23 protein-coding genes and 1 other annotated feature are annotated in these 22,026 nt (G+C 45.3%); of the genes, 15 read left to right on the top strand and 8 right to left on the bottom strand.

The genetic code is table 11. The annotated features are described in order from the left end of the window. The first annotated feature begins 33 nt into the window (after window positions 1-33). From APB76_RS03755 to hisIE, 9 genes are all read left to right on the top strand, one after another. The gene (locus tag APB76_RS03755; protein ID WP_049846917.1) at window positions 34-1,635 is read left to right on the top strand and encodes a Na+/H+ antiporter NhaC family protein; all 1,602 of its coding nucleotides are present in this window, start codon (window positions 34-36) and stop codon (window positions 1,633-1,635) included. Between the two features lie 176 nt (window positions 1,636-1,811). After that, window positions 1,812-1,948 (top strand) — a sequence feature (His leader region). A gap of 53 nt (window positions 1,949-2,001) precedes the next feature. Then, the gene (gene hisG, locus APB76_RS03750; protein ID WP_049846918.1) at window positions 2,002-2,898 is read left to right on the top strand and encodes an ATP phosphoribosyltransferase; all 897 of its coding nucleotides are present in this window, start codon (window positions 2,002-2,004) and stop codon (window positions 2,896-2,898) included. Between the two features lie 5 nt (window positions 2,899-2,903). Continuing rightward, window positions 2,904-4,196, top strand: a complete 1,293-nt coding sequence (hisD, locus tag APB76_RS03745; RefSeq protein ID WP_054963097.1) for a histidinol dehydrogenase — start codon at window positions 2,904-2,906, stop codon at window positions 4,194-4,196. 12 nt (window positions 4,197-4,208) lie between these two features. After that, complete coding sequence (hisC, locus tag APB76_RS03740) at window positions 4,209-5,249, top strand: histidinol-phosphate transaminase (protein WP_054963098.1); 1,041 nt, start codon at window positions 4,209-4,211, stop codon at window positions 5,247-5,249. A 56-nt stretch (window positions 5,250-5,305) separates the two neighbouring features. After that, on the top strand, window positions 5,306-6,379 hold the full coding sequence (hisB, locus tag APB76_RS03735) for a bifunctional histidinol-phosphatase/imidazoleglycerol-phosphate dehydratase HisB (protein ID WP_054963099.1): 1,074 nt from the start codon (window positions 5,306-5,308) through the stop codon (window positions 6,377-6,379). A gap of 26 nt (window positions 6,380-6,405) precedes the next feature. Beyond that, window positions 6,406-7,020 carry an imidazole glycerol phosphate synthase subunit HisH gene (hisH, locus tag APB76_RS03730; protein WP_054963100.1) on the top strand — a complete coding sequence of 205 codons (615 nt, stop codon included), beginning with the start codon at window positions 6,406-6,408 and terminating at the stop codon, window positions 7,018-7,020. Window positions 7,021-7,032: 12 nt separating this feature from the next. Continuing rightward, window positions 7,033-7,770 carry a 1-(5-phosphoribosyl)-5-[(5-phosphoribosylamino)methylideneamino]imidazole-4-carboxamide isomerase gene (gene hisA, locus APB76_RS03725; RefSeq protein WP_054963101.1) on the top strand — a complete coding sequence of 246 codons (738 nt, stop codon included), beginning with the start codon at window positions 7,033-7,035 and terminating at the stop codon, window positions 7,768-7,770. Further along, on the top strand, window positions 7,752-8,525 hold the full coding sequence (hisF, locus tag APB76_RS03720; protein WP_049846922.1) for an imidazole glycerol phosphate synthase subunit HisF: 774 nt from the start codon (window positions 7,752-7,754) through the stop codon (window positions 8,523-8,525). The genes hisA and hisF overlap by 19 nt, the downstream gene beginning before the upstream one ends. Next, window positions 8,522-9,157, top strand: a complete 636-nt coding sequence (gene hisIE / locus APB76_RS03715; protein WP_054963102.1) for a bifunctional phosphoribosyl-AMP cyclohydrolase/phosphoribosyl-ATP diphosphatase HisIE — start codon at window positions 8,522-8,524, stop codon at window positions 9,155-9,157. Before hisF ends, hisIE begins: the two co-directional genes overlap by 4 nt. A 65-nt stretch (window positions 9,158-9,222) precedes the next feature. On the opposite strand, the gene APB76_RS03710 is transcribed toward hisIE, so the two are convergent. Then, window positions 9,223-10,428 (bottom strand): putative manganese transporter, encoded by a 1,206-nt coding sequence (locus APB76_RS03710; protein WP_054963103.1) that lies wholly within the window; start codon window positions 10,426-10,428, stop codon window positions 9,223-9,225. Between the two features lie 302 nt (window positions 10,429-10,730). Between APB76_RS03710 and APB76_RS03705 the strand changes: the two genes are divergently transcribed. Both APB76_RS03705 and APB76_RS03700 read left to right on the top strand, forming a co-directional pair. Then, window positions 10,731-11,636, top strand: a complete 906-nt coding sequence (locus APB76_RS03705) for a manganese-dependent inorganic pyrophosphatase (RefSeq protein WP_049846923.1) — start codon at window positions 10,731-10,733, stop codon at window positions 11,634-11,636. A gap of 71 nt (window positions 11,637-11,707) precedes the next feature. After that, window positions 11,708-12,082, top strand: coding sequence for a DUF2750 domain-containing protein (locus APB76_RS03700; protein WP_054963104.1), 375 nt, complete (start codon window positions 11,708-11,710; stop codon window positions 12,080-12,082). Between the two features lie 12 nt (window positions 12,083-12,094). Here the strand turns inward: APB76_RS03700 and APB76_RS03695 are convergent, their stop codons facing one another. From APB76_RS03695 to pspF, 7 genes are all read right to left on the bottom strand, one after another. Next, window positions 12,095-12,877, bottom strand: a complete 783-nt coding sequence (locus APB76_RS03695) for a DUF2927 domain-containing protein (RefSeq protein WP_054963105.1) — start codon at window positions 12,875-12,877, stop codon at window positions 12,095-12,097. A gap of 8 nt (window positions 12,878-12,885) precedes the next feature. Continuing rightward, a complete protein-coding gene (locus APB76_RS03690; protein WP_049846926.1) occupies window positions 12,886-13,671 on the bottom strand; it encodes a peptide ABC transporter ATP-binding protein in 786 nt (261 codons plus the stop codon). Then, entirely contained in the window at window positions 13,668-14,666 is a 999-nt protein-coding gene (locus tag APB76_RS03685; protein ID WP_049846927.1) for a peptide ABC transporter ATP-binding protein, read from the bottom strand. The genes APB76_RS03690 and APB76_RS03685 overlap by 4 nt, the downstream gene beginning before the upstream one ends. After that, a complete protein-coding gene (gene sapC, locus APB76_RS03680; protein ID WP_049846928.1) occupies window positions 14,666-15,553 on the bottom strand; it encodes a putrescine export ABC transporter permease SapC in 888 nt (295 codons plus the stop codon). The genes APB76_RS03685 and sapC overlap by 1 nt, the downstream gene beginning before the upstream one ends. Next, window positions 15,540-16,502 carry an ABC transporter permease gene (locus tag APB76_RS03675; RefSeq protein WP_049846929.1) on the bottom strand — a complete coding sequence of 321 codons (963 nt, stop codon included), beginning with the start codon at window positions 16,500-16,502 and terminating at the stop codon, window positions 15,540-15,542. The genes sapC and APB76_RS03675 overlap by 14 nt, the downstream gene beginning before the upstream one ends. Then, on the bottom strand, window positions 16,502-18,121 hold the full coding sequence (sapA, locus tag APB76_RS03670; protein WP_049846930.1) for an ABC transporter substrate-binding protein SapA: 1,620 nt from the start codon (window positions 18,119-18,121) through the stop codon (window positions 16,502-16,504). The genes APB76_RS03675 and sapA overlap by 1 nt, the downstream gene beginning before the upstream one ends. A gap of 116 nt (window positions 18,122-18,237) precedes the next feature. Further along, window positions 18,238-19,230, bottom strand: coding sequence for a phage shock protein operon transcriptional activator (gene pspF / locus APB76_RS03665; RefSeq protein WP_049846931.1), 993 nt, complete (start codon window positions 19,228-19,230; stop codon window positions 18,238-18,240). Between the two features lie 203 nt (window positions 19,231-19,433). Between pspF and pspA the strand changes: the two genes are divergently transcribed. The 4 genes from pspA to APB76_RS03645 all read left to right on the top strand — a co-directional run bounded on the left by pspA (window position 19,434) and on the right by APB76_RS03645 (window position 22,026). Continuing rightward, window positions 19,434-20,102, top strand: a complete 669-nt coding sequence (pspA, locus tag APB76_RS03660) for a phage shock protein PspA (protein ID WP_049846932.1) — start codon at window positions 19,434-19,436, stop codon at window positions 20,100-20,102. An 85-nt stretch (window positions 20,103-20,187) separates the two neighbouring features. Beyond that, the gene (gene pspB / locus APB76_RS03655) at window positions 20,188-20,424 is read left to right on the top strand and encodes an envelope stress response membrane protein PspB (RefSeq protein ID WP_054963106.1); all 237 of its coding nucleotides are present in this window, start codon (window positions 20,188-20,190) and stop codon (window positions 20,422-20,424) included. Continuing rightward, window positions 20,384-20,806: an envelope stress response membrane protein PspC gene (gene pspC, locus APB76_RS03650; protein WP_193395073.1), complete on the top strand. Its 423-nt coding sequence runs from the start codon at window positions 20,384-20,386 to the stop codon at window positions 20,804-20,806. Before pspB ends, pspC begins: the two co-directional genes overlap by 41 nt. 188 nt (window positions 20,807-20,994) lie before the next feature. Next, on the top strand, window positions 20,995-22,026 hold the full coding sequence (locus APB76_RS03645) for an efflux RND transporter periplasmic adaptor subunit (RefSeq protein ID WP_054963108.1): 1,032 nt from the start codon (window positions 20,995-20,997) through the stop codon (window positions 22,024-22,026).

Below are 22,026 nucleotides of genomic sequence, written 5' to 3'. Positions count from 1 at the left end.
TCTCTAACCATTTATTACTGGTTTTTGAAGATCATGAATTTAATTGATTTTGCATCATCTCCTTTGTCTCTTTTGCCACCGCTTGTGGCACTGAGTTTAGCTATTATTACCCGTCGAGTTCTCGTTTCGTTGGGGGTTGGTATTGTATTGGGCGCTATTTTGCTAAACGATTACTCGTTTGGTAGTGCGCTAGGCTACGTTGGTTCGACTGTTTCAAGCGTATTTATTGAAGACGGTGGCATTAATACGTGGAATATGAGCATTGTTGGCTTCCTTATTCTACTCGGCATGATGACTGCGCTATTGACCCTTTCGGGTGGTACTCGTGCGTTTGCCGAATGGGCTCAGACCCGAGTGAAAAGTAAACGCGGCTCAAAGCTCCTCGCTGCATTTTTAGGTGTTTTTATCTTTGTTGATGATTACTTCAATAGCTTAGCTGTCGGTGCGATTTCTCGTCCTGTTACAGACCGCTTTTATGTGTCGCGAGCTAAGTTAGCCTATATTCTAGACTCTACAGCAGCACCCATGTGTGTGATTATGCCTGCATCCAGTTGGGGTGCATACATTATGACTATTATTGGAGGTATCTTGGTCTCTCATGGGATTACTGAGTATTCAGCCTTAGGTGCCTATGTCCGCCTTATTCCGATGAACTTCTATGCAATCTTTGCTCTGCTTATGGTGTTTGCTGTGGCATGGTTCGGCTTAGATATTGGTAAGATGCGCGATCATGAAATTGCAGCTTCACGTGGTCAAGGCTTTACTAAAGAGCAAGCAGAAGATTCAGACGAAGCACACGAAATCAACGAAGAGCTTGATATTGAAGAGAGCGATAAAGGTAAGGTTTCGGATCTGATTCTACCGATCGTTTTACTTATCGTTGCGACTGTAGCTTCAATGCTATATACAGGTGGACAAGCTCTAGAGGCTGACGGTATTGCCTTTAATTTGCTTGGCGCATTTGAGAATACCGATGTTGGTACGTCACTAATTTACGGTGGTCTAGTCGGTCTCGCTGTGGCGCTGTTTACCGTTGTTAAGCAAGGCATCGCTGTAACGGAGATTTCCCGTACGCTTTGGATTGGTGCGAAATCAATGTTCGGTGCGATTTTGATTTTGGTATTTGCTTGGACAATCGGTTCTGTTATCGGAGATATGAACACTGGTAAGTATCTATCGACGTTGGCTCAAGGCAATATTAACCCACATTGGCTGCCGGTAATTTTGTTCTTGTTGTCTGGTCTTATGGCTTTCTCTACAGGTACTTCATGGGGTACGTTTGGTATTATGCTGCCAATTGCTGGTGATATGGCGGGTGCCACTGATCTTGCGCTTATGCTACCTATGTTAAGTGCTGTTCTAGCGGGTTCAGTATTTGGTGATCACTGTTCACCAATCTCGGACACGACTATTCTCTCTTCTACAGGTGCGCGTTGTAATCATATTGACCACGTAGCAACTCAGCTGCCATACGCGCTTTCGGTTGCAGCAGTGTCGTGCATTGGCTTTATCACTCTAGGTATGACAGCGTCTATCGGGATGTCGTTTGCTGCAGCATCAGTGGCATTTATAGCGATTTGCGTGGTGTTGTCGGTTCTGTCGAAGTCAAAAATGGCTAGCTGCCAAAACACCTAATTGACTGAAGTGATAAATAACTAGATAGGGAGCTCAGGCTCCCTTTTTATTTGTCATAGACAATTATAAAAAAGTTTAAATAAATGGTTGAAAAATGTTTTCGCCTTAGTTAGTGTGGATATCAACAAAGCGAAGCAGAAGAGCTTATTAAGTATGCGTAAATTAGTCATGAACATTCATCACCATCATCACCCAGTCTAGTCTTTCGGGAGATGCACGCATACCCGGGAGACAGGAAACTCCCGGAGGCTAAAATCGCAAAATACAAGATTTAGAACCCTCGGGAGACCAGCTCTTCCGAGGGTTTTTCAGTATTTTAATCTTAAAAAGTTTATAAATTTCAAAATTTTGCACAGGGATATAGCAATGCAAACACAACGCCTAAGAATCGCAATCCAAAAGAAAGGTCGCCTAAGTAAGGAGTGTCAGACACTGCTTAAAAAGTGCGGCGTTAAATTCAACATCATGGGTGAGCGCCTTGTAGTTCACTCACTAAATATGCCAATTGACTTATTGCTCGTCCGAGATGACGATATTCCTGGTCTAATCATGGATGGTGTTGTTGACCTAGGCTTTATCGGTGAAAACGAACTTGAAGAAGTGCGCTTAGATCGTAAGGCATTAGGTGAACCAAGTGAATTCGTTCAATTGCGCCGACTAGACTTCGGTGGTTGCCGCCTGTCAATTGCTATCGACAAAGACGAAGTTTATAACGGTCCTCAAGATCTCGCGGGTAAACGAATTGCGACAACCTACCCACAATTGTTGAAAGCTTACATGGATGAGCAAGGTGTTCCATTCTCTACCTGTATGTTGACAGGTTCTGTAGAGGTTGCGCCACGTGCCGGTCTTGCTGATGCGATTGCAGACTTAGTTTCTACTGGTGCGACTTTGGAAGCAAATGGTCTCAAAGAAGCAGAGATCATCTTCCAATCAAAAGCGACCTTGATTCAACGTACTGGTGAGTTCGATGCTGACAAAGTTGCCTTGATCGAAAAACTTCTGACACGTATGCAAGGTGTACAGCAAGCGAAAGAGTCAAAATATATTATGTTGCACGCACCAACGGATAAACTGGAGCAAATCAAGTCTTTGCTACCGGGCGCTGAAGATCCAACGGTTCTCCCTCTTTCGGCTGATCAGCAAAAAGTCGCTGTTCACTTAGTGAGTACTGAAAACTTGTTCTGGGAAACAATGGAACAGCTAAAAGAGTTGGGCGCGAGCTCAATCCTAGTATTGCCAATTGAGAAAATGATGGAGTAATCGCAATGAGAACAGTCGTTTGGCAATCATTAAGTGAATCTCAGCAAGACTCTATTTTAGAGCGTCCGGCAATTACTGAAGGTGCGAATATAACCGCAGCGGTTTCGCAAGTGATCGCCAAAGTCCGCGCAGAGGGAGATGCTGCGTTGCTGGAGCTGACAGAAAAGTTTGATCGTGTTAAGCCTGAGTCGATTCGTGTCTCTGAGCAAGAGGTAGAGGCTGCATGTGAACGCTTGTCTTCCAACATGAAACAGGCACTTGAACAGGCCTATGCGAATATCTCTAAGTTCCATAAGGCGCAAAAACCTCAGCCTATTAAGGTTGAGACACAACCTGGTGTATTGTGTGAGCAAGTCACTCGTCCAATTCAAAAAGTGGGCTTGTACATTCCGGGTGGCAGTGCACCACTGCCATCGACAGTTTTGATGCTTGGGGTGCCAGCGAAAATTGCAGGTTGCCGCAAAGTAGTGCTCTGCTCGCCACCGCCAATCGCAGACGAGATCCTTTATGTCGCGAAGCTATGTGGCATTGATGAAGTCTACAATGTTGGTGGCGGTCAAGCGGTTGCGGCAATGGCGTATGGTACGGAAAGCGTTTCAAAAGTAGATAAGATTTTTGGGCCGGGTAATGCTTACGTGACAGAAGCAAAGCGTCAGGTAAGTAATGACTTCCGTGGTGCAGCAATTGATATGCCAGCAGGGCCTTCTGAAGTGTTGGTACTGGCTGACGAAACCGCTGACCCAGATTTTATTGCTGCCGATTTGCTTAGCCAAGCGGAGCACGGACCAGATTCACAAGTCGTGCTTGTTACACCATCGCCGATTGTTGCCGATCAGGTTACCGATGCAGTTCAGCGTCAGCTTAGAGAGTTGTCTCGTGCGGATATCGCTGAAAAGGCCTTGGCTTCAAGTTTAATCATTATCTCTGAGTCGTTGACTCAAGCCGTGTCGATTTCGAACTACTATGGTCCGGAACACCTGATTGTACAAACTAAGAATCCGCGTGAGCTTCTGCCTCTATTAGACAATGCAGGTTCGATTTTCCTAGGTGATTGGTCTCCTGAGTCAGCAGGTGATTATGCGTCGGGGACAAACCACGTTCTTCCTACTTACGGCTACACCCGCACCTACTCAAGTCTTGGTTTAGCAGACTTCTCTAAACGAATGACGGTGCAAGAACTAACGGCAGATGGTTTAAAAGAGTTAGCGCCAACTGTTGTAACTATGGCAGAAGCTGAAGGTTTGGATGCACACAAACGCGCGGTTACGATTCGTGTTGAAAAACTGGCAACTAAGTAAGAGGGCAATGAGATGGAAAAGCTAGCGCGTAAAAAAGTCCAGCAACTGACGCCTTACTTATCGGCTCGTCGAATTGGCGGTACGGGTGATGTTTGGTTGAATGCTAATGAATCACCGTTTAACAACGAATACAAAACTGACTTTGCTCGCTTAAACCGCTACAGCGAATGTCAGCCGAAAGAGCTAATTGAAGCTTATTCAGCTTATGCTGGTGTTAAACCAGAGCAAACACTCACTTCTCGTGGTGCAGATGAAGGGATCGAGCTATTGATTCGTGCTTTCTGTGAGCCGGGTGAAGACGCGATTCTTTATTGCCCACCGACTTACGGAATGTATGCTATCAGTGCGGAAACTATTGGAGTAGAGCGCAAGACAGTGCCGTTAACGTCAGAGTGGCAACTTGATCTGGATGGCATCAAAGCTAATCTAGACAACGTTAAGCTGATATTTGTCTGTTCACCAAACAACCCAACGGGCAATCTAGTTAAACGTGAAGATATTGTGTCTTTGCTTGAGACGACAAAAGATCGCGCCATTGTCGTGATGGACGAAGCCTATATTGATTTCTGTCCGGAAGCGTCGACGGTCGATTTATTAGCGCAATATCCGAACCTAGCGATTTTGCGTACTCTGTCGAAAGCTTTCGCGCTTGCGGGGCTGCGCTGCGGTTTCACCCTTGCAAACGAAGAGCTGATTAATGTACTTCTTAAGGTTATCGCCCCGTACCCAGTACCAATACCAGTGGCAGAAATCGCTACTCAGGCGTTATCTGAAGCGGGACTAGCTAGAGCTAAGTTTCAAGTTCTCGACCTCAATGCAAACCGTGCGTATCTGCAAGTTGGTTTATCAATGATTGAAGGCTTAGAAATATTCGAAGGCTGGGGTAATTACCTATTGGTTAAATTCCCGCAGGGTGACGAACTATTTAAAGCAGCATGGGAGAGCGGCATTATTTTACGCAACTCTCCTATCGAAAACTGTGTACGCATCAGTATTGGTAGTCGAGACGAGTGCGAAAAGACACTCGGATTTATTAGAAACTATTACAGCTAAATATCATTGGCTCTGGCCTTTGCGAGAGCCACTAAATTTGAAATAAGGAAGTTCGAGTGAGCAAGCAACAAAAAATTCTATTTATCGACCGAGATGGCACCTTAATTGTTGAGCCACCGGTGGACTTTCAAGTAGACAGGTTAGATAAACTAAAGCTAGAGCCGTTTGTTATTCCTAGTCTACTCTCTCTTCAAGATGCGGGTTACCGCCTGGTGATGGTGACTAACCAAGACGGTTTGGGCACGGACAGCTACCCACAAGCAGACTTTGATGCGCCACACAACATGATGATGGAGCTCTTCGAATCTCAGGGTGTGAAATTCGATGATGTGCTGATTTGTCCACATTTTGATGAAGATAACTGCTCTTGCCGTAAGCCTAAATTGGGTTTGGTTAAAGAATACCTTCAAGGTGGCAAAGTCGATTTCCAAAACTCGGTTGTGATTGGTGATCGTCAAACGGATCTTCAACTAGCCGAAAACATGGCAATTCGTGGTATTCAATACAACCCAGAAACCATGAACTGGAAACAGATTCTTAAAGATCTAACCGTCAAAGCACGCGTTGCTGAAGTGATTCGGACCACTAAAGAAACGGACATTAAAGTTGCTGTTAATCTGGATGAGCAGGGAAGCAACCAAATCTCTACTGGTCTTGGTTTCTTCGACCACATGCTAGATCAAATCGCGACCCACGGCGGATTCCAGATGGTGTGCAAAGTGGAAGGTGACTTACACATTGATGATCACCACACGGTAGAAGATACCGCTCTTGCATTAGGCCAAGCGTTGAAAGAAGCTCTCGGTGACAAGCGTGGTATCGGTCGCTTCGGCTTTAGCCTGCCAATGGATGAGTGTTTAGCTCAGTGTGCGCTTGATCTGTCTGGCCGTCCGTACCTTAAGTTCGATGCGGAGTTTAGCCGTGAACAAGTCGGTGACCTATCCACAGAGATGGTGGTTCATTTCTTCCGCTCATTGACTGATACGCTAGCGTGTACGTTGCACCTATCTTCAGCTGGCGATAATGATCACCACATCATCGAGAGTCTATTTAAAGCGTTTGGTCGTACTTTACGCCAAGCAATCAAAGTAGAAGGCACTGAGCTACCAAGTAGTAAAGGCGTACTTTAAGGCTAACGTTAGCAAGGAGAAAAACAGTGACAGAACAGAAAGTAGTCATTATTGATACTGGTTGTGCCAACGTTTCTTCGGTGAAGTTTGCCATTGAACGTTTAGGTTATGATGTAACGATTTCTAAAGACCCTCAAGTAGTGCTTGCAGCAGATAAGCTATTTCTACCAGGTGTAGGGACAGCAAGTGAAGCGATGAAGAATCTCGAAGAGCGTGATCTAATTAGCTTGGTAAAACAGGTAGAAAAGCCGCTGCTGGGGATCTGTTTAGGTATGCAGCTGTTGGGCAAAGTGTCTCAAGAAAAAGGGCAGAAAGCGGATGAACTAGTTGAGTGCCTTGGACTTTGTGATGGTGAAGTGAAGCTACTTGAAACCGGTGACTTACCACTGCCTCACATGGGGTGGAACACTGTCTCAGCTAAAACAGGCAACCCACTATTCAAAGGGATTGAAGAAGGCGAGTACTTCTATTTCGTACATAGCTTTGCCATGCCTGTTGGCGAGTACACGATTGCAGAATGTGAATACGAAAATCCATTCACGGCTGCTGTGCAAAGCAGTAACTACTACGGTGTGCAATTCCACCCTGAGCGTTCTTCAAAAGCGGGCGCCAAGCTTATTCAAAACTTCTTAGAATTATAAAAGGGATTTAGTGTGATTATTCCAGCTCTTGATTTAATTGAAGGACAGGTGGTTCGCCTTTATCAAGGTGATTACGGACAAGTAACCGAGTACAAAGTCGACCCAGCAGAGCAGTTCAACTTGTATCACCAAGCCGGTGCTAATTGGTTGCATTTAGTGGATCTAACGGGCGCGAAAGACACGACAGCGCGCCAACTTGATTTGATTGCCAAGCTACTTGCGAGCACTCCAGCGAATATCCAAATCGGTGGTGGTGTACGAACAGAGCAAGACGTTGTCGATCTACTCGAAGCAGGTGCTCAGCGCGTTGTCGTTGGCTCGACAGCGGTAAAACAACCAGAATTGGTAAAAGGTTGGATGGAAAAATACGGCGCGGAAAAAGTCGTTCTCGCGCTAGATATCAACATCGATCAAGGCGGTACGCGCAAAGTGGCAATTTCTGGTTGGCAAGAAGACTCAGGCGTGACTATCGAAGCTCTGATTAATGATTACCTAACCGTTGGCTTACAACATGTACTTTGTACCGATATTTCTCGAGACGGCACGTTAGAAGGCTCAAACGTTGAGCTGTATGTAGACCTATGTAAACAATACCCACAAGTACAATTTCAATCATCAGGTGGCATTGGTTCATTAGCGGATATCGAAGCGCTGAAAGACTCTGGTGTCGCTGGTGTGATTGTTGGCCGCGCACTACTTGATGGTAAGTTCACAGCAGAGGAGGCATTTGCATGTTGGCAAAGCGAATAATTCCATGTCTTGATGTTCGTGATGGACAAGTGGTGAAGGGCGTTCAGTTTCGTAATCACGAAATCATTGGCGATATCGTTCCTCTGGCGCAGCGTTATGCTGAAGAAGGTGCAGACGAACTAGTGTTCTACGACATTACCGCTTCAAGCGATGGTCGAGTGGTAGATAAAAGTTGGGTGGCTCGCGTTGCAGAAGTGATCGATATCCCTTTCTGTGTCGCTGGTGGCATTAAATCAGCCGAAGACGCAGCGCGCATTCTTGAGTTCGGTGCAGACAAGGTGTCTATCAACTCTCCAGCGTTGGCAAACCCACAGTTAATCACTGACCTTGCGGACAAATTTGGCGTTCAGTGTATCGTCGTCGGCATCGATTCGTACTATGACAAAGAGACGGGCAAATATCAGGTTTATCAGTTTACGGGTGATGAAGAACGCACCAAAGCGACCCAATGGGAAACACGCGATTGGGTACAAGAAGTTCAGCAGCGTGGCGCAGGTGAAATTGTGTTGAACATGATGAACCAAGACGGTGTACGTAATGGTTACGATATCGAACAGCTTAATATGGTGCGAGAAGTGTGTAACGTGCCATTGATTGCATCGGGCGGTGCTGGTGCGATGGAGCACTTTGCAGAAGCTTACCAAAAGGCAAATGTGGATGGTGCGCTTGCCGCATCGGTGTTCCACAAGCAAGTCATCAATATTGGCGAATTAAAGCAGTATTTAAAACAACAAGGTATTGAGGTTCGACTATGAGTGTAAACACCGCCGAAGTAAGTTCTTTAGCTGAGCGTATCAACTGGGACAAGGTGGATGGCCTAGTACCTGCCATTGTGCAAGATTTCCAGTCGAGCCAAGTGCTGATGATGGGTTACATGAATCAAGACGCACTGGCGAAAACGGGTGAAATAGGTCAAGTCACCTTTTTTTCTCGTACTAAGCAGCGTTTGTGGACCAAAGGTGAAACCTCAGGCAACGTATTGCAATTGGTGAACATGCAGCTAGATTGCGATAACGACACGCTACTAGTGAAAGTGAATCCCATTGGTCCTACGTGTCACTTGGGCAACACCACTTGCTGGGATGTCGACCCACAAGAGGAGTCGCAAATGGTGTGGCTTCATCAACTTGAGCAGCTATTGGCTGCCCGCAAGAGTGCCGACCCTGATTCCTCTTATACTGCCAACCTTTATTCCCGTGGCACCAAGCGTATTTCGCAGAAAGTGGGCGAAGAAGGCGTTGAAGTCGCGCTTGCGGCGACGTCGGGTGATAAAGCGGAGTTAGTGTGCGAGTCAGCCGATTTGATCTACCACTTGCTAGTCCTTCTGCAAGACCAAGGTTTATCAATGAATGATGTGGTCAACAAGCTAAAAGAGCGTCACAAATAATATCTGACCTCCCAATAGCAAGCGCCCTCAAATGAGGGCGCTTTTTCTTGCCAACGTATATGTTGTTAAATTTCAAATAAGAAGTAATAACCGTAACCGACAACTAAAGCGGGTAATGCTGAGTAGATGGTTGCGACCAAAGCGGCTTTTGGTGCCAAGGCAATTGCAGGGAATAGAGCATCGCCATCGTTAGAGATTGCATTTGCGAGTTGCGCGGATAAGGGTGCTGCGCCGGAAATATATAGGCTAGTCACCAGTATTTGCGGGCCACAGCCCGGAAGTAAACCTACTGTTAATCCCATTAGAGGCATCCACGCTCCCCAGCCAGAAAACGTCGCGGCGAGGTCAATATGGCCAAAGAAAGTAATCAGCTCAAATGCCATAAATGCCAGTATCACCCATGCTGTAACGAAATTGGTATCTTGCGCAGCTTTCTGTATTGGATGAGAAGAAACTTGCTTTATGTCCTCAGCAACTGTTGATTCGTAATCTTTGATTTCTTTAGTTAGTGACCACAGTAACATACTAACAATGATCAGAATTGCGCCCGTCCATTCAATGGTCATTTCAGGTAGGTGGAGCAATTGATTTACATCGACCTGAAAAGAGCCAAGTGCGGCAATGATGGTTGCAGGTACAATTAGCCATTTCCAAAATGCACCTTGTAGATTGATTGCCTTTTGTTCAAGGCTGTTTGATCTTTCACTTGCGCAACTAAAACGATTCGCGACTGACTTTGCTTCAGGGCGCAGGAAATCATCACGATGTATTCCATTAACAACCCAGCCAGAAATACAGCCAACCATTACCCCAAGGCCAATGACTGCAAAACCGATATCAGGTTTACTTGCGAGTAGCAAAAATGCGGCATCACCCATTGTCGACGTTAAAACTGCGACAATTGCGCCGAAACCAACTCTACCGCTAACAAATTGAGTGGTGACAATAATCGCACCGCCACAACCGGGTAGAGCGCCAAGTAATGCTGCAAAGAATACTTGGTGGTTTCGAGAACTTTGGTACAAATTTACTATACGGTTTTCTTTGTTAAAGAAAACCGATAGGTAATGATAAATCGCAAGGGTAAAAGCGACATAGCTAGATACTGCCCAAAATGCATCAGACAGGGTGTTTATCGAAACGTCTCTTGTCGTGTCGTTTGTGATTAAAGCGATTAGTGCGAAAGGGAGCAACAAGCGCTTGTATGCTGGCCGAAACTGAGCAAGAGACAGCCACGAGGGCAGAGTTTGAGAAAATCGTAAAATGTCCATAGGCGGTCGAAACTGTGAATACGAATTATTATCAACTATATGCTAATGAGAATTGTTTGCAATAACTTTTTTACCTTACCTGCTAGGTGAACCATGGTATTAAGTGTGTCTTATTGTTGAGAAGCATGATGGGATTAGTGCTAAACTTAAATGAGGGTTAGGTTTGATAACGGTTATTGGTCATTGCTTATGACGAAATATTCTCTATCCAACCGATGACAAATCACCAAAATCCGGTAAAATGCCGGGTTTGTGAGTAATTGCCCCTCGTTGGGAAGAAATTTAGTCAGATAGGAAAAAAGATGATTCTAGTTGTAGGTCACAAGAACCCTGATAGTGATAGTATCTGTAGTGCACTAGTAGCTACTGAGCTGCTGAAAGCACGTGGCGTTGAAGCGATGCCTATTCGCCAAGGTGAAATTAACCGTGAAACTCAACACATTCTAGAAGTGGCTGGCGCAGAAGTTCCTGAGCTACGTACTTCAGTGGCGGGCGAGAAAATCTGGTTAGTAGATTACTCAGATCTAGCACAAGCACCAGATGATGTGGCTGACGCAGAAATTCTAGGTATCGTTGATCACCACCGCCTAGGTGACGTGATGACTGTAAACCCTATGGAAGCTTGGATCTGGCCTGTTGGCTGTACTAACACAGTACTGTTTAACATGTTTAAAATCGAAGGCCACGAAATCACCCCTAAGATCGCTAAGCTAATGATGTCAGCAATCCTATCTGACACTGTCGGCTTTGCTTCTCCAACCTGTACTCAAAAAGATAAAGATGCAGTAGAAGAGCTAGCGAAAATCGCTGACGTTTGCGATGTAGATGCATTCATTAAAGATCTACTTATCGCTAAAACAAATATCGAAGGCCTATCAGCGGCTGAGCTTGTTGAAAAAGACCTGAAAGGTTACCCATTCAACGGTCGTGACGTAGTTGTTGGTCAGGTTGAGCTTGCAACACTTGAGCAAGTCGACGGCATGATCGAAGCGCTAGAAGCTGATCTAGAAAGCCGCTGTGCTGAACAAGGTTTGGCGTTTGCAGCAGTAATGCTAACAGACATCACGACAGCTCAAACTCGTCTACTTTACAAGGGTGAGTGGGCTGAGAAGCTTGTTAAGCATGAGAAAGACGGCATGCTAATGATGGAAAATACGCTAAGTCGTAAGAAGCAAGGTTGGCCTTGGCTTCAAGCTGAACTAGCTTAATTCTATCTCTCTAATGTATACCCTAACGCCCATGGTCACGCCATGGGCGTTTTCTTTGCGAGGAAGTGAATATGTCGCTATCAAATGAGCAGCTAGAAACAGTGAATAAAATGCGCCCTGATGAGCGCTTTAATTACTGCATTAAAGAAATCGCCAAAAACCGTAAGGTTTGGATCCTGACTGATGAGCATGGCTGCGTAATGCTCAACACCGAAGAGGAAGATTGTGTGCCGGTTTGGCCCCACCAAGAGTTTGCAGAGCAGTGGGCAACCGGAGATTGGGAGCACTGTAAGGCAGAGCCAATCTCGACGGCAAAATGGTTTAGTCGTTGGACGTATGGTCTTGAAGATGACGAGCTATCTGTTGTTGTGTTCCCTAACGACAACGAAGAAGGTGTGGTACTGTACCCAGACGAATTTGAAGTCGAGTTGAAAAAGCGCGGCTAAGACTAACAGGGATTAATAACCTATCAGCTGAAATAGCTCTCCTTGTTTTGCGATAGAGACGGCACGATTTAACGTGCCGTCTTTTTTGTATTTGGCTAATAGCTTTCTAATAATAGGCGTGACTTGCTTTTGACTCATCCCAGGTTTGAGCTCAGGCTCATAGAGTAGTTTTAAAAGAACGACATCAAGCGGAGAGAGCAGATCTTCGGGAGTTTCATCATTGAAAATCGATGGGAAAGCGCTCTCTGAGTCGTTCGGCAACCCCAAGACTTGAGTGATCTCTTCAACGATACAGGCAAGCAACTTACCGTGCTCCCTAGCTTGATCGACTGGTATGATGATGGCTGCGTGAGAAAGAGCGCCGTTACGACCGACTTGGTAACCTGCTTTGCAGATCGCCCCATATACTTTCGCAAGCGCTGGTTTACCTAGCTCTCGTTCGATATCCTCACGCCACTTAGATTCTTTAGTAAACACCCAGACGATATTCGCTTGTTCACGTGATGCCACTCTTTGAATTCGATGTCCAGTTATCTGCTCTAAGTGACGCAAATGTGCGTCTGTAAGCTCATCGTGAAGCGCTTTGTCCGGTACTTTGTGCTGGACCCATATTTTTATAGGCTCATTCCATTTTACTAATGGCTTACTTCCAGACGAGTACTCATTACGCAGCGCAACATTGATAAAAGCCTTCTCGACAAACTGGGTATCGAGCCAAGTTTGTTGTGTACTGTATGCCTGAGAATGGAATGAAGTGGCAAGCACTATAATTCCAAGCATTGCTTTCCTTAGCATGAGTAGTCCTATTTAAAGCAGGTCGCCTTATTGAAATGACTTTCTACTAATCTTTGTGTCACAGGATGAGTTGGGCAACTAAGCACTTCATGGGTTTCACCGCTCTCGACGAGTTCCCCTTCATGCATCACCATCACTTTATCGGTAATGTGTTTTACAATGCCGATATGCTGTGACACATAAATAAACGAGACGCCCATCTCTTCTTGAAGCTCTAAGAATAAGTTGATGATCTGTGAGCGCATTGCCATATCCAGCCCATTCAGCGCTTCATCGGCAACAATAACGGAAGGTTGGAGAATTAACGCTCGTGCGAGACAAACACGCTGCTTCTGACCCGTAGCGAGCATCTGCGGATAGAAATAGGCGTGCTCAGGAAGTAACCCCACTCTAAGAAGTGTTTCTTTTACTCGTTTCATACGCGCTTCGGGGGGCATACTCGTATTTCTTTTTAGTGGGCCTTCCAAGATTCGTCCAATTTGAATGCGAGGATTCAAAGAGGTATTTGGATCTTGGAAAATCATTCGAATAAGTTTGCAGCGCGTGGAATAGTCTTCATGTTTTAGCAGTTCACCATTGACTCGAATTTCACCTGATGTGGGCTCAACAACCCCCGAGAGCATTCGTGCTAAGGTTGACTTACCCGAACCGTTTTGGCCGATAAAGCCTATGGTCTGTCCTGCCTCAAGGCTAAAGCTGACCGGTTTTACTGCTTGTTGAACCTTTTTGCGAAACAGACTAGAGCGCGTAACGAAGGTTTTTGATAACTCATTGACTTCTAATAGGGCACTCATAGTTTTTTCTTCTCCATATTCAACGGGAAGTGGCAGGCAAATTTATGATTTTTAATTCGACGAGTCATCGGTATTTCAACGCATTGGCGCTGCGCATAGGGGCAACGTGGGCCAAGGCGGCAGCCGATGGGCAAATGCTGGAGCGGTGGAATAGAGCCCGGTAACGACTGGAGTTTCTCTTTATGCGGAATCCAGTCGTTAAAGTCGGGCATAGCTTTAAGCAGTGCTGCGGTATAAGGGTGTTTAGGTTTGTCTAAAATCTTACTGGTATCTGCAGACTCAACAGATTGGCCACAATACATGACAGTAATACGTGTCGCCCACTGAGTAATAGTGGTTAAGTCGTGCCCGATCAGCATGATGGATGTGTTGTGCAATTGGTTCATCCTACTGAGCAAGCGCAAAATCTGAGATTGAGTTATAGGGTCTAGATCATTGGTTGGCTCGTCAGCAATCAAGAGCTTTGGCTTAGCAGCGATGGCCATTGCAATCATGATTTTTTGGCACTCACCATCAGTGAGTTCATAGGGAAAACTCTCCATGATTTGTTGATGGTTTTTAATCCCAACCTTATGAAGTAGCGCAACCGCTTGTTTTTTTCGCCACTTAAACCGCTCCCACCACTTACCTTCAAAAGAGCGTGATGGAATGGCTTCAATCAACTGCTTACCCACTTCTTCTGAAGGGTCTAAACAGGTAGAGGGTTCTTGAAAAATCATAGCTATATCACGGGCTATGACGCGGCGCCGCTCTTTAGGAGTCAATTGGAGTAAGTCTACATTACCTAGTCTCATCCGGTCGGCGCTAACTTTCCAGTTATCTTTACAAACGCCAACGATCGCCTTAGCAACAAGGCTCTTGCCTGAACCAGACTCACCAACTAATCCTCGTATTTCGCCTTCGTTCATGGTCAGACTCATACGATCTACCGCTTTCATCATTCCTTGCGGTGTTTCAATCTCGATGGTGAGATGTCGAATATCTAATAACGGCATTATTCGATCCCCGCATTAAGCGCTTGGCGAATTCCTTCACCAACCAGATTAATGACAATAACGGTAAACATAATGGCGAGCCCTGGAAGGGTCACAGTCCAAGGGGCAAGGTAGATCAGCTCAACAGAATCGCCAAGTATGGCCCCCCATTCGGTGCTCGGTGCCTGCGCGCCTAACCCTAAGAAGCCTAGCGCGGTGATATCTAGAATAGCAATTGACCAAGCAAGGGTAACTTCAGTGGCAACAACTACCAAAATGTTGGGTAATATTGAGTTCCATAGTAGGTAGAACTGGTTTGCCCCATCTAAGCGAGCTGCCATGATGTAGTCTTTTTCAACTTCAGTATGTACCGCAATGTAGACGGAACGAACGAACCTTGGTATCAAGGCTAAGCAGATTGCGAGGAGTATATTGAATTCACCAAACCCTAAGAAAGCAACGAATATAATTGCTAATAGTAATGATGGAATAGACATAACGGTATCTAGCAAGTGATTCAAAACACTTGATAGCAGTCCTTTGGTCATGCCTGCTAGCACACCAATCAAACAACCGATCACTGTGGCGACGAGTGTAACCACAAAGGCTGCGCCAAATGTGAATCGCGAGCCTTCGATTAGTCGAGACAGTATGTCTCGGCCTAAGTCATCTGTACCAAGGAAATATTCTACTGTGCCAGTCGGGTTCCAAGAGGGAGGGATAAGTAACTCTCCACTTTGAGCCTGCGGATCGTGGGGGGTTAACCACGGCGAAACCAATGTAATCAGGCACAGAATCAGCAGGCACCACAGACCAAACATTGCCAAATTGTTTGCTCGGAAGCTACGCCAGAAACGTTCGAACTGGGTAGGGATACGCTCTTCTTGATAAACGTTATCGGTTAGCATACCACTCCTTCCTTACCAGTGGGTTGACCATTGCACCAATCAAATCTGACAAGATGTTGGCAGTAAGAACAAAGCTAGCAACCACGATAACCCCCGCTTGAATGGCAACGTAATCTTGATTGGATAGGGCATCGAGTAACCAGCGGCCAATGCCTGGCCAGTTAAATATTGACTCGGTGATAATGGCAAGTGTCAACATACTTGAAAGTTGCACGCCTATTTTTGGAATGATAGGTGGAATAGCGTTGCGCAGCACATGTTGGGTGACGATCTCGTGCGTCGACAAACCCTTGATGCGGGCGGCACGAATATAGTTCTGTCCCATAACTTCTGCTACCGAAGCTCGCATCAAGCCAATGACTTGAGTGGTCGGTGCTAGAGCAAGTACCAAGCATGGCAGGATTAAGTGTTCCAGAACGCTCTGAAGCGCGTGTGCTCGGTACTCGCCATTGGCAAAAAAAGCATCGATGATGGCAAATCCAGTGACATGCTCTATTTGATAAAGTAGGTCATAACGGCCAGCAACGGGTAGCACTTGAAAGTGTAGCGAGAACACCATGATCATTAATAGAGCGACCCAAAATAAGGGAGCGGAATAACCAGACATTGAAGTAAATGAAATGACAGTATCTATCCACTTACCTTGCTTCATACCGGCCAAGGTGCCAACGGGAATACCAACCAATAGCGAAATAATAAACGCAATGAAACACAATTCTAAAGTCGCAGGAAAGACAACACTTAACTCATCAATAATCGGCGTGCCTAGTTTAGTGACACCAAGGTTCAACTGCATGAGTTCACCAAGATAGAGCATCCAGCCGTTCCAAAAATCATGGATAGCCCAAGGTGAACTAGGCTCTAGTCTGAGAATGCTAAAACCCACCATAGTGAGTATCAATAGTGTGATTATGAAGAGATTAAAGCGTCTAACCGAATACAGTAGCATTACTTAACCCTCTCGACAGTATCAAATGGCTGAGCATTGAATGGACTCTCTTTGAAGCCCTTCAATGATGCGTGATGAGCTTGCAACTGCATGCCATGGTTTAGTGGAATCACAGGGAACTCTTCATTGAGAATATTCTGCGCTTGTTTGTACAGATTCTGTCGATAACGTGGCTTGTCGACCTCGAGTGCTAAATCGAGTAAGAAATCGAAGTCTGGGTTGCACCAACTCGATACATTTAGCCCTGCGCGTTTTGAGTCACAAGATAGGAGAGGGCGCAAAAAGTTATCTGGGTCACCTGTATTGGCAATCCAACCTGTCAAGTGAAGGTCAATATTGGCATTGTCGTTGAGCGTACTGCGCTCGAACCTGTCGTCGGCCATCAAATTGAGTTTTATGCCAACGTCGGCTAAGTTAGCCTGAATTAACTCTGCTGTTTTCCTTGGACTAGGATTATAAGCTCGTGGCTCAAGTGGCACCGACATAGTTAGCTCTAGCCCTTTGCTATAACCAGCGTCACGTAAAAGTGCGATGGCATAGTTTCGGTCATAGCGGATCTGTACGGCGTCTTTTTGATAGGCCCATGAGGAAGGGGGCAGAACAGAATATGCTTGGCTCCCTGTACCATAATAGACAGAATCTAAGATGTTTTGACGGTTGATAGCATAGTTAAGGGCTTTGCGCACCCGAGCATCATTTAGTGCAGGGTGTGAGGTGTTGACTGCAACGAAAGAAATGTTCATTGCTGGCTTAGCCGTTAACTCTACGTCGGCCGTTTGTTCAATAATGGGCAGTTGGCTTGACAGTGGTGAGTTAAGTACGTCACATTCGCTTCGCAGCAGTTTCGCTAGCGTACCTGTACCGCGTTGAGAAATGTCAAAAACAACTTGCTCCATTTTAGGTCTGACTTTCCAATAGCGATCGTTTCTTTTGAGACGAATAAGGTCATTGGCTTGGTACTCGGCAAGGTAAAAAGGCCCAGTGCCAACAGGGTGGCTATCTAGCATGCTTTTGTCATCACTGAGCGCGAGCTGATTTGCGTACTCTTTCGAATGGATTACGGCGTGGCTAGTGGCAATGTTAGACAAGAAACTATTGTCTGGTCGGCTCAAGGTGAACTTCACCTTGTACTTTGATAGGGCGGTCACGTCGACAATCAAGTTTTGAAAATCAATGCCAGTAAACCAAGGGTAAAGACCGCTGCCGACATAATGAAATGGGTTGGTGGTATCGACAATGCGATTAAAGCTAAACTCCACATCATCCGCGTTCATTGATCTAGAAGGCGTGAACCAAGCTGTGGTTTGAAACTGAATTCCTTTTCGCAGAGTAAAAATGTACTCAGTACCGGCTTTATTTACCATCCACTTTGTCGCAAGGCTTGGGATAGGTTGGTACGTTTTGCTATCGAGTGTCAGTAAAGTGTTGAACAATTGTGGGCTAAGTGTTTCGGTAGTAATACCACTATCAACGAGCTGAGGGTTAAAGGTCGTTGGACCTCCTTGACCACAGTAGACGAATCCTTTCTGGCGGATTTTGTCGTGATCAATCTCTTCACCACAACCTGCTAACAGGCTGAGGCTAAATAAACCTAATGTAAACTGAATGAATGCTTTCATAGAAAGAACAAGTGTCTGGGACAAAGCACAATAGAACGCATCATTATGCCTTAAGATCCTAATAATTTACCACTAAATACCCATGGTAACCAAAGCAAAACCACAATTTTCATCAGCTAATTGAGGTTGGTAAGGTCATACTTACGTACCATCCCCCTTAATTGGTGATAACTTAGCCCAAGTAGCTCTGCCGCTTTTCGCTGATTGAACTGACTTTGCTTTAATGCCTCATTAAGTATGAGTTGGTCTTGCTGTTCTTGCCACTGTTTGTAATCAATCGGAAACTGGAAGTATGGTACTTGAGGTGGTTGGGCTGATTCATCCTTCAGCTCGGGTGGGGTCCAAGAGGATTGAAATGGGTCGAATATTAACTGCTCAATTTGTTCTTGCTCTGCTCCATGCTGATAAACGGCTCGCTCAATAACATTCTTTAGTTCGCGGACATTGCCTGGCCAACGGTAATCGAGCAAACTTTGCTCCGCTTGGTTCGAAAATCCAACGAAATACTCAAAGCCCAATTCGCGGCACATCTTAATGGCATAATATTCAGCAAGTAATAGAATGTCTTCTTGCCGCTGGCGAAGCGGAGGTAAGTGAATAACGTCAAAGGCTAGTCTATCTAATAGATCGGCTCTGAAAGCCCCTTGACCTGCCATTTGAGGTAGATCTGCATTGGTTGCACAAACCAAGCGGACATTGGCATTAAGCAACTGATGACCACCAACCCTTTCATACTGGCCGTATTCAATGACTCGCAAAAGCTTTTCTTGAACCAGCAAAGGAGCCGTCGCCAATTCGTCCAAAAACAGAGTGCCATTTTCAGCGCGCTCGAAACGCCCTTTATGACGTCCTTTAGAGCCAGTAAATGAGCCTTGTTCATGACCAAAAAGCTCTGAGTCGATCAGCCCTTCACTTAACGTTGAGCAATTTAGCGAAATCAAGGGCTGATCCCAGCGCTTGGACAGATAATGCAGACGTTGAGCGATGAGTTCCTTACCCGTACCACGTTCACCGATAATTAGTACTGGTCGTTCAATTGCTGCCAGTTTAGAGACTTTGTCAAGTACCGAGAGAAAGGCAGGGGATTCGCCAATTAGATTTTGCTGCATAATAGCTCCGTGGTGAAATTTACCAACTGTAGGTCAAATTCAACACAGTTAAAAAAATATTTCAATGAGTTTTTTGATAACTGTTTGATTTATATAGGTTGAAATGTTGGCACGTAACTTGGAACCATTGAGTAGATTGAAAAAATACAGATTCAATGGTTATGTTTGACATAACTTGATGCAATAAAATAAGGAGCCTCGCTATGGGTATTTTCTCTCGATTCGCCGACATCGTTAATTCAAACATCAGTGCTCTATTGGATAAAGCAGAGGATCCTGAAAAAATGATCCGCTTAATCATTCAGGAAATGGAAGACACTTTAGTGGAAGTGCGCACCAATTCGGCAAAAGCAATTGCAGACAAAAAAGAGTTGGCACGTAAAGTAGATTCAATGGAAGCTGCGATCGATGAATGGCAGCAGAAGGCAACGCTGGCACTGACAAAGCAGCGTGAAGATCTTGCGCGATCAGCGCTGATAGAAAAGCAAAAACTGCAAGATATGCTGAAAGGCCTGCACACTGAACAAACCTTGGTTGAGGAGACCATCGACAAGCTAACTGGTGAAATCAGCAAGCTAGAAACAAAAATAACGGAAACTCGTGCAAAGCAACAGGCACTGGCAATTCGTAGCCAAACGGCTTCAAACCGCCGTGATGTTCAAAAGCACCTGCATACAGCGCGTACAAGCGAGGCCATGGCTAAGTTTGAGCAATACTCACGCAAGGTAGATGAAATGGAAGCGGAAGCGGATCTGTATGCTAAGACAGGTAACGCTAAGTCACTCGACCAAGAATTTGCAGAGCTTCAGGCGCAAGATGAAATTGAAAAAGAATTGGAGAAACTTAAACAGCAAATGGAAGATAAAAAGTAATTCCAGTTAGATTTTGATAAGTTAACTAGGTAGATAGCATGGGCTTGGAAAAGCTGTTTATCTACCTTTCATTAAGGAGTTATTTATGTCGTCATTTTTTATTGCTGGTCCATTAATCGTATTTCTGATTTTCGTTGCTCCGTTGTGGCTATTCTTGCACTACCGCAGTAAGAAAAATGCGAGTACAGGGCTGTCGAATGAAGATCTTCAACGACTAGAATCTTTATCGGAGAAAGCGGCCAGTATGCAGAACCGAGTAGACACGCTAGAGCGTATTTTGGATGCGGAGTCACCGACTTGGAGACGTCGTTATGAACTATAGGCGAGAACTTTATCGAGATCCTGTGAATGGAAAGATAACGGGCGTGTGTGCAGGGTTAGCGAATTATTTTGCTTTAGAAGTGTGGCTAGTACGTATTTTGGTGATTTCAGCCGCTCTGCTGGGTGGTAGCTTCTTGGTACTGTTAGCGTACATTGCCATGACCCTGATGATTGAAAAGCAGCCAGCAAACTATGTCGAAGCGATCAAAACCGAGCAAGAGCACAAGCTAAAAAACAAACCTTGGCAGCAAGGCCAAACACCTGAAATGTTGCTCAATACCATCGAGCGAGATTTTCACAATCTAGAAACTCAAATTCGAGATATTGAAGCTTACGTGACTTCAGATGCGTTTAAAGTAGATAAAGAGTTCAAAACACTTTAACAGCTTCAAAGAGCTCGGCGGTTTTGAACCTTCACTTCACATTAATATACTGAGGGTTCAAAATTGCGACAATCTACTCATATAACGGGCAAATTATTAATTTTCATAATATTTTCTACCTGACGTATGGAAGAGGCGGTATCATTCATCTATCTTTGTAACTAATCGCTGCAAACGGATGATTGATTATGCGCAAATCCATACTGTTTCTTGCAACAGCTGCTGTGCTCAGTGGCTGTGGTAGGGAGCTTCCTCCTGTTCCTGAACCCGATTCTAGGCCAGCTAAACTGTTTACTGTTTCAATCGGCAATGCTCACTTTGAACGCTCTTTTCCTGCCACTTCTGAAGCTGGTGATAAAGCGGTACTTGCCTTTCGAGTACCAGGCCAATTGCAATCTATTGATGTCGTTGCTGGGCAAGCCGTCATTAAAGGGGATGTTTTAGCCTCATTAAACCCTGATGAATACACCTTATTGGCGAAGCAAGCGGAAGCACAATACCGCCTCGCTGATGTTCAATTCCAGCGGTATAAAAAGCTTCGTAAAGACAAAGTTGTCTCTGAACAAGACTTTGATGAAGCGAAAGCCAAACGAAACTCTGCTAGAGCGACGCTTGAACAGGCGCAAGCAAACTTACGCTACACCCGTTTAGTCGCACCGTACGATGGTACGGTATCCATTGTCCCTGCTGAAGCATATGAGTATATCGCGGCCAAAGAAGGTGTAATGAATATTCAAACGACGCAGTTAATGAAGGTTATTTTTCAGCTTCCAGATCATCTCCTCAATCGATTTGCAAGTGGCCTAAATCTAACTGCGCACATGACGTTTGATGCGTTCCCTGAGAACCAATATGAATTGACATTCCAAGAAGTCGATACTGAAGCAGATCCGAAGACGGGCTCTTATAAAGTCACCATGGTGATGGAAAGACCCGAAGACATAGGCATTTTACCGGGTATGGCTGGCACTATCCACGTCGCAGTAGAGTCTACCGGAGCAACGCGGATTCCAACGTCGGCATTGATTGAGGAAAATGGTCAAACATATGTTTGGCGAGTAGATTCTCAAGGCATCGTTACTAAAGCTCTGGTCGATCTGAATGACAAGCGACAAGTGCAAAGTGGCCTAAATGAAGGTGACCAGATCGTAATCTCTGGTGTGAATGGTATCGAGCCGGGCATTAAGGTTCGAGAGTGGATTAAAGAGCGAGGTCTGTAA

The organism is Vibrio bivalvicida (genome assembly GCF_001399455.2).
GTDB lineage: Bacteria > Pseudomonadota > Gammaproteobacteria > Enterobacterales > Vibrionaceae > Vibrio > Vibrio bivalvicida.
This window is presented reverse-complemented; position numbering and strand designations above follow the sequence as displayed.

Coding starts and splice junctions, on each gene's coding strand:
- pspC (WP_193395073.1), top strand. CDS start 20,384: ATGCGGAGTCACCGACTTGGAGACGTCGTTATGAACTATAGGCGAGAA.
- APB76_RS03695 (WP_054963105.1), bottom strand. CDS start 12,877: ATGCTAAGGAAAGCAATGCTTGGAATTATAGTGCTTGCCACTTCATTC.
- pspA (WP_049846932.1), top strand. CDS start 19,434: ATGGGTATTTTCTCTCGATTCGCCGACATCGTTAATTCAAACATCAGT.
- hisG (WP_049846918.1), top strand. CDS start 2,002: ATGCAAACACAACGCCTAAGAATCGCAATCCAAAAGAAAGGTCGCCTA.
- pspF (WP_049846931.1), bottom strand. CDS start 19,230: ATGCAGCAAAATCTAATTGGCGAATCCCCTGCCTTTCTCTCGGTACTT.
- APB76_RS03700 (WP_054963104.1), top strand. CDS start 11,708: ATGTCGCTATCAAATGAGCAGCTAGAAACAGTGAATAAAATGCGCCCT.
- APB76_RS03705 (WP_049846923.1), top strand. CDS start 10,731: ATGATTCTAGTTGTAGGTCACAAGAACCCTGATAGTGATAGTATCTGT.
- APB76_RS03645 (WP_054963108.1), top strand. CDS start 20,995: ATGCGCAAATCCATACTGTTTCTTGCAACAGCTGCTGTGCTCAGTGGC.
- sapA (WP_049846930.1), bottom strand. CDS start 18,121: ATGAAAGCATTCATTCAGTTTACATTAGGTTTATTTAGCCTCAGCCTG.
- hisC (WP_054963098.1), top strand. CDS start 4,209: ATGGAAAAGCTAGCGCGTAAAAAAGTCCAGCAACTGACGCCTTACTTA.
- hisD (WP_054963097.1), top strand. CDS start 2,904: ATGAGAACAGTCGTTTGGCAATCATTAAGTGAATCTCAGCAAGACTCT.
- APB76_RS03755 (WP_049846917.1), top strand. CDS start 34: ATGAATTTAATTGATTTTGCATCATCTCCTTTGTCTCTTTTGCCACCG.
- APB76_RS03710 (WP_054963103.1), bottom strand. CDS start 10,428: ATGGACATTTTACGATTTTCTCAAACTCTGCCCTCGTGGCTGTCTCTT.
- APB76_RS03690 (WP_049846926.1), bottom strand. CDS start 13,671: ATGAGTGCCCTATTAGAAGTCAATGAGTTATCAAAAACCTTCGTTACG.
- pspB (WP_054963106.1), top strand. CDS start 20,188: ATGTCGTCATTTTTTATTGCTGGTCCATTAATCGTATTTCTGATTTTC.
- APB76_RS03685 (WP_049846927.1), bottom strand. CDS start 14,666: ATGCCGTTATTAGATATTCGACATCTCACCATCGAGATTGAAACACCG.
- hisF (WP_049846922.1), top strand. CDS start 7,752: ATGTTGGCAAAGCGAATAATTCCATGTCTTGATGTTCGTGATGGACAA.
- APB76_RS03675 (WP_049846929.1), bottom strand. CDS start 16,502: ATGCTACTGTATTCGGTTAGACGCTTTAATCTCTTCATAATCACACTA.
- sapC (WP_049846928.1), bottom strand. CDS start 15,553: ATGCTAACCGATAACGTTTATCAAGAAGAGCGTATCCCTACCCAGTTC.
- hisIE (WP_054963102.1), top strand. CDS start 8,522: ATGAGTGTAAACACCGCCGAAGTAAGTTCTTTAGCTGAGCGTATCAAC.